This is a genomic window from Thiobacillus denitrificans (assembly GCF_001530125.1).
Classification (GTDB): Bacteria; Pseudomonadota; Gammaproteobacteria; order Burkholderiales; family Thiobacillaceae; genus Thiobacillus; species Thiobacillus denitrificans_C.
Genome location: NZ_LDUG01000011.1, coordinates 64,144 through 70,143 on the forward strand (window position 1 = coordinate 64,144; position 6,000 = coordinate 70,143).

At 63.0% G+C, this 6,000-nt stretch carries 6 protein-coding genes; 1 reads left to right on the forward strand and 5 read right to left on the reverse strand.

The window, feature by feature from the left end; all coding sequences use genetic code 11:
• Positions 1 to 512: 512 nt before the first annotated feature.
• The 5 genes from ABW22_RS03320 to nth all read right to left on the reverse strand — a co-directional run bounded on the left by ABW22_RS03320 (position 513) and on the right by nth (position 2,962).
• A complete protein-coding gene (locus tag ABW22_RS03320) occupies positions 513 to 944 on the reverse strand; it encodes a VC1465 family Xer recombination activation factor (RefSeq protein ID WP_059751931.1) in 432 nt (143 codons plus the stop codon).
• A complete protein-coding gene (locus tag ABW22_RS03325; protein WP_059751933.1) occupies positions 937 to 1,131 on the reverse strand; it encodes a hypothetical protein in 195 nt (64 codons plus the stop codon). The genes ABW22_RS03320 and ABW22_RS03325 overlap by 8 nt, the downstream gene beginning before the upstream one ends.
• Entirely contained in the window at positions 1,128 to 1,322 is a 195-nt protein-coding gene (locus tag ABW22_RS03330; protein ID WP_059751934.1) for a hypothetical protein, read from the reverse strand. The genes ABW22_RS03325 and ABW22_RS03330 overlap by 4 nt, the downstream gene beginning before the upstream one ends.
• A 498-nt stretch (positions 1,323 to 1,820) precedes the next feature.
• A complete protein-coding gene (locus tag ABW22_RS18395) occupies positions 1,821 to 2,201 on the reverse strand; it encodes a nucleoside-triphosphatase (protein WP_059751936.1) in 381 nt (126 codons plus the stop codon).
• A gap of 137 nt (positions 2,202 to 2,338) precedes the next feature.
• Positions 2,339 to 2,962, reverse strand: a complete 624-nt coding sequence (nth, locus tag ABW22_RS03340; RefSeq protein WP_059751938.1) for an endonuclease III — start codon at positions 2,960 to 2,962, stop codon at positions 2,339 to 2,341.
• Positions 2,963 to 3,145: 183 nt separating this feature from the next.
• Here nth and ABW22_RS03345 point away from each other — a divergent pair, with 183 nt between their 5' ends.
• On the forward strand, positions 3,146 to 5,818 hold the full coding sequence (locus tag ABW22_RS03345; RefSeq protein WP_059751939.1) for a cation-translocating P-type ATPase: 2,673 nt from the start codon (positions 3,146 to 3,148) through the stop codon (positions 5,816 to 5,818).
• Positions 5,819 to 6,000: the final 182 nt, after the last annotated feature.

Sequence of the window (6,000 nt, forward strand, 5' to 3'; positions counted from 1 at the left end):
CAGGTTTCTCCTGTAACGTTTGGCAGCCTTAACTTGCAATTTGGCAGGTTGCTTCTGTACCAACAGCTGTGGGCAATTCTTGCCGACTCCGATCCTTCCCTTCGCATAATGTATATCCTCGTCGAATCATCGTTTCACGCGGCCTTGGTTGCGGTAAATGAGCGCTTTGCAGCAGATTGGCTACTGGAACGGATTTCATCGCTAGTTGCAAAAAACACGGGCAGTTTTTGCCATGCTAAGTCCTTTCGTTGGGTTCAACAAATCGGGCGGGACGCCGGGGTCAGTGATTCGCGGGATCGTCGCAGGGCCGGACGGCGGCCCTAAGCGCTCCTTCATCCCACTCGGCGGGCGCTGCTGGAATGCGGCGGTTTTGGTTTTGCAGGTGGTCAGCCCGGTGCAGCTGCCAGCGGCTTGCGCGTGGGTTCTCACCTGGATGCAGTCAGGGCGGCGGTTCGCTTGGGCGTCGGGCTGGCGCCCGGCCGCCTCAGCGTATCCGCCGATCTTCCGGGCGCTCATGGCGCACCCCCTTGGAGCGTCGTTCCGCCTACAACGGGCAAAGGCTTTGCCTGCCGCAGGTAGCGCGATTCGAGGTAGCGCCGGGACAGGCTGACGACCAGCTGGAGGTTTTGCAGCTCCCACGGCTGGAAGGTTCGACCGTCAGGCGTCACCAGAGCCCCGTCACGGGCATAGCGCCACCCATCCCAGCCCGGTACATGGACGATGGCCCCTGCGCGCATCCTGATGAGTTTGAAGGCCGGGTAGGGGATGCGGTTGATCCCGTTCTCCCAGTTGTAAATCGTGCGCCGGCTGACACCGAGGTATTCGCAGGCCTGATCCTGCGTCAGGCCTGCAGTCATGCGTTCGGCGTAGAACCGGGCCGGGTCAGCCCAGACGAAGTGCGGGTGGGCGCGGGGTTTCTTCTGGCGGCGGTGTTTCTCAAGCATCGCGCAACCCTCCGTTGTCCGGGAACGGGCAATCCTCGACCAGAGCCAGCAGGCGGTTTTTTAGCACATGCGCCGTGGCGCTGAGGCCTTGGGGTTCCTCAATGCCGGTCAGCACATGCTCGATGGCGTCGGCGACGATGGCCAGTTCGGTGTGCCAGGTGTTGAGGCGTTCCCAGTGGCGGCTCATGCGGCACCGCCTTTGCTGGCGACGTGTACCGACATGAAGTCCGGGCCGTGCTGGAGGTAGCGGAGAATCAGCCCTTTGGAAACCTCTTGGCAGTAGAGCTGCGTCCCGATGGCGAAAGCTTCGCCGTTGAGGAACACGCACCAGCCCATGCGGGTTTTTTTCAGGGCCACGGTGAGAGCGTTTTTGCTCATGCCGCACCCCTTGTCCAAAGTCCAAAAACGGTTTCAATGGGTTTTCGGGGCGTTTCTCGGCGGCAGCCCAATGCTGGCGCGGTGGTATGGTTTCCGGAAAGCTGTCCGAAAATCCGGAGTACCGGAATGAACGGACTAGTGTTACTAGCCGTTGAGGAAATCAGCCGACCGGAGATCGAGCCAAAAATCCGACCGAGCGAGCGTCCGAATCCGGGACAGTTTTCCGGGGCGGAAAGGGCCGGTTTTGCCGTGGGCAATTCTTGCCGACTTTTCTGTCCTACTTCGCATAATGTATATTATGTTAAATTATGTATTTGCTTGAGTGGAGTCATACCGTCGTCCTGCAGTCGCACTCCTATTCCGGAAACCCCTCGCGGGATTACGGTGACCGCCTCCCCGGCCGAGATGCCAATCTAGAAAACAGGCTGGCGAATCTTCAGGCCTGTCCTTCGGTATTCATATTGAATATCCGGGTTAAATAACAACTTTAACTAATGATTAGTTAGGATCATGGCAAGCATATTGCGTTGCTCCCATACTTATGGACTCGTCCGCGCTGCCGCGGAGTTCGGGACGGCGCTTGAGAGCAACCGCTGCTAAGAAGGCGTCCTTCGCCCTTGCGTGCCACGGTGGCCACGACGCAGTTGCCTGAAGCCAACAGGCGCCGCATGGCGGTGCAAGCAGGGCTTCGGCCCGTGCATCGAGGGCGGCCACGTCGACGCCGTATCTGGATACCCGCGGGCCGCTGAAGTCAACGTGAGCGAAGGTGAGCGCGTGGCCCGCGAAGTCCACCATGCGGAAGCCGGTGCGCGCCCCCGCCTCCCGCAGTTCCTCCATGTAGAAGCCGCCCAGCCGGGTGCCGTGGAGTCGCTCGGCCAACGCGCCGGGTCACCGTGGTCTCGCCCACCCCCGGCATGCCTGTGATGAGCAGCGCACGCCCTGCCCCGCTCATGGGCGCAGCCCCACCATGGCGTTCGGAGCCGGACGAGGCGGTCAGGATGATTTCCACGGGCCGGTTAATACTTGTCCGGCCACTCGCACACCGCGCGCAGCATGCACTCGGGGCAGCGCGGCTTGCGCGCGATGCAGGTCTCGCGTCCATGCAAAATCATGGCGTTGCCGAACGCAGTCCACTTGTCCTTCGCCACCTGGCGCATGAGCACCTCCTCCACCGCCTGCGGATCGTCTGAATGTGCGAGCCCCAGGCGATTGCTCACCCGCAACACATGCGTATCCACCGCAATGGCCGGCACACCAAAGGCGTTGCCCAGCACCATGTTGGCGGTCTTGCGCCCCGCCCCGGGCAGCGTCGTGAGTGCCTCCAGGGTTTGCGAGACCTCGCCGTGAAAATCCGCCACCAGCTTCTGGCAGCAGGCGATGACCGACCGGGTCTTGTTCTTGTAAAAGCCGGTGGAACGAATCTCCTCCTCCAGCACGGCAGGGTCGGCCGCGGCGTAGTCCTGGGCTTTTCTGTATTTTTTGAAAAGGGTCGCAGTGACTTCGTTGACCCGCGCATCGGTGCACTGGGCGGAGAGGATGACGGCGATCAATAGCTCCAGGGGATTCCTGTAATGCAGCGCGAGCTTGGGCTCGGGGTATTTCTTGAGCAGCAGCGCAGTGATCTTCCCGGCATCGGCCATGGCTCACTCCCGACGAGTGTTTCAAGCATAGAGCATGAAACCCGTCCGGCATGCGGCGGCACGATACACGTCCAGTGCGCCTTCACTCCGAGCGGACATGATCCAGAGAAAATTAAAACGACACCGGAAGCAATGCGCAGTTATGACATCTATGCTTAATAAATAGACGTCGTCCATTCCCCCGTGCACATCCAGAGCCTCACTGCGGAGCAGTCTCTCGCCAGCCTTCATACTTCGGCCGTAGGCCTGACTTCGGCCGAGGCGCAGCGACGGCTGGCGGAGTTCGGTCCGAACCACGTCGAGGAGGTGGAGCGCGAGCGCCTGTTGCTCAGTTTCGTCCGCGAGTTCACCCACTTCTTCGCCATCATCCTGTGGGTGGGCGCGGCGCTGGCGTTTCTGGCCGAATATTTCGATCCCGGCCAGGGCATGGTGCGCCTGGGGGTCGCCATCGTCGGTGTCATCCTGATCAACGCCGTCTTTTCCTTCTGGCAGGAATACCGGGCCGAGCGGGCCGTCGCCGCGCTGCGCCAGTTGCTGCCGCAGCAGGTGAAGGCGCTTCGCGGCGGCGAAATCGTGGAACTGCTCGCCAGCGAGTTGGTGCCCGGCGACATCGTCTTGCTGGAAGAGGGCGACTTCGTGCCGGCCGACTGCCGGCTGATCGAATCATTCGGCCTGCGCGTCAACACCGCGACGATCACCGGCGAATCGCTGCCCCAGGCGCGCAATGCCGATCCCCAGCCGGAGATGTCGCCGCTGTCCGCAAAAAATAGTGTGTTGGCCGGCACGTCGGTGGTGTCGGGCCAGGCGCGCGCCGTGGTCTACGCCACCGGCATGCGTACCGAGTTCGGCAAGATCGCCCATCTGACGCAAACGGCGGGCAAGGCCACTTCGCCGCTGCAGCGCGAGATCGCCCGGCTTTCCCGCATCGTCGCCTTTCTTGCCACCGGCATGGGCGGCGTGTTCCTCCTCATCGGCCAGGCGCTCGGGCTGCCGTTCTGGGAGAACCTGCTGTTCGCCATCGGCATCATCGTCGCCAATGTGCCGGAAGGCCTGCTGCCGACGGTGACGCTGTCGCTGGCCATGGCGACGCAGCGCATGGCGAAGCGCAATGCGCTGGTGCGTCATCTGCCTGCGGTGGAAACGCTCGGCTCGACCACGGTGATTCTGTCCGACAAGACTGGCACGCTGACGCAGAACCGCATGTCGGTGCGACGTTTGTGGCTGGGCGGCGGATTCTTCACACAGGAAGACATCGCGGCGCAGCCGCGCCTGGCAACCGAACACCGTGCACTCTTCGTCAATGCTGCGCTCTGCCACAACCTGAAAGAAATACACAACAACGGTAAGCACGAATGGCTGGGTGATCCGATGGAAGTGGCGCTGGTTGGCATGGGTCGGCAGGCGGCGGGTGCGCTCGACGGCTTCAGGCGCATCGACGAGATTCCCTTCGACACCGACCGCAAGCGCATGTCGGTGCGGTGCGAGACGCCGCAGGGGCGTATGCTCTACTGCAAAGGCGCGCTGGAAACGGTGCTTGAGGTGTGCGACTCGGTGCAGTTCGATGGTGGGATCGCGCCGCTCGACGCCGCCGCGAAAACCCGTCTGCTTGCGGCACAGGACGAGATGGCCGGGGCGGGTCTGCGTGTCCTGGCCTTCGCCCATGGCTCGATCGACGGCGGCCTGCCCGCCGAGGAACGCGGCCTGATCCTGGCGGGTCTGGTCGGGTTGGAGGACCCGCCGCGGCCCGAGGTGCCCGAGGCCATTGCGCGCTGCGCCGAGGCCGGTATCCGCGTGATCATGGTGACCGGCGACCATCCGCATACGGCACAGGCCATCGCCCGCGAGATCGGCCTGATGAAATCAGACCAGCCCGTCGTCATCACCGGCGACGACCTGCTGCACCTGTCTCCGGCGCAGCTGCATCTGGCGCTGGATGCGCCGGAAATCCTCTTCGCCCGCGTGGCCGCCGTGCAGAAAATGCAACTCGTCGAGGCGTTGCAGAAGAAGGGCGAAATCGTCGCCGTCACCGGCGACGGCGTCAACGACGCCCCCGCGCTGAAGGCCGCCGACATCGGCATCGCCATGGGCGTGGCCGGCACCGACGTCGCCAAGGGGGCCGCCGACCTGATCCTGCTCGACGACAACTTCGCCAGCATCGTCGCGGCCATCGAGGAAGGGCGGGCGGTGTTCGACAACCTGCGCAAGTTCCTCACCTACATCCTCTCCTCCAACATTCCCGAGATCGTGCCCTATCTGGCCTTTGTGCTGTTCCGCATCCCGCTGCCGCTCACCATCATCCAGATACTAGCGGTCGACCTCGGCACCGACATGCTGCCGGCCTTGGCGCTTGGCGCCGAAAAGCCCGACCCCGATGTCATGCGGCGCCCGCCGCGTGCGCGCAACGAGCGGCTGTTGTCATGGAACCTGATCGCCCGCGCCTACCTCTTCCTGGGCGTGCTGGAAGCGGCGGCGGCGATGGCCGTGTTTTTCTTTGTCCTCGACGCCGCCGGCTGGCAATATGGCGAATCCCTGGCCAGAACCGCGCCGCTCTACCTGCAGGCCACCACCGCCTGCCTGGCGACAATCGTGATGACGCAGGTGATGAACGTCTTTCTGTGCCGCCACCCGCTCAAGTCTTCGCTTTCCCTCAGCCTATTCGGCAACCCGCTGATCCTGCTCGGCATCGCGGCGGAGCTGGGCCTGCTGCTGTTCATCGTCTACACCCCGGCCGGCAACTGGCTGTTCGGCACGGCGCCGGTCGGCGTGGAAGTCTGGTTGTTTGCTGTGGCCTTGGCGGCGCTGATGGGGGTGGTGGAGGAGGCGCGCAAGGCGTGGCTGCGACGCTCGCTCAGGTGACGCACTTGTGATGACCCGGGCTAGTTCTACTGTGTTATAAATAATGCGATGATTCAGGCATAGGAATTAGCGAGGTGGAGGCTACATGGGGCTGAGTCTTGAATCGCGGTTTGAAGCGTATTGCGACGAACTGGTAAAAGCGCTGTCGCATGCGGACCGTAGTCAGCCAGCGCGCTGGTATC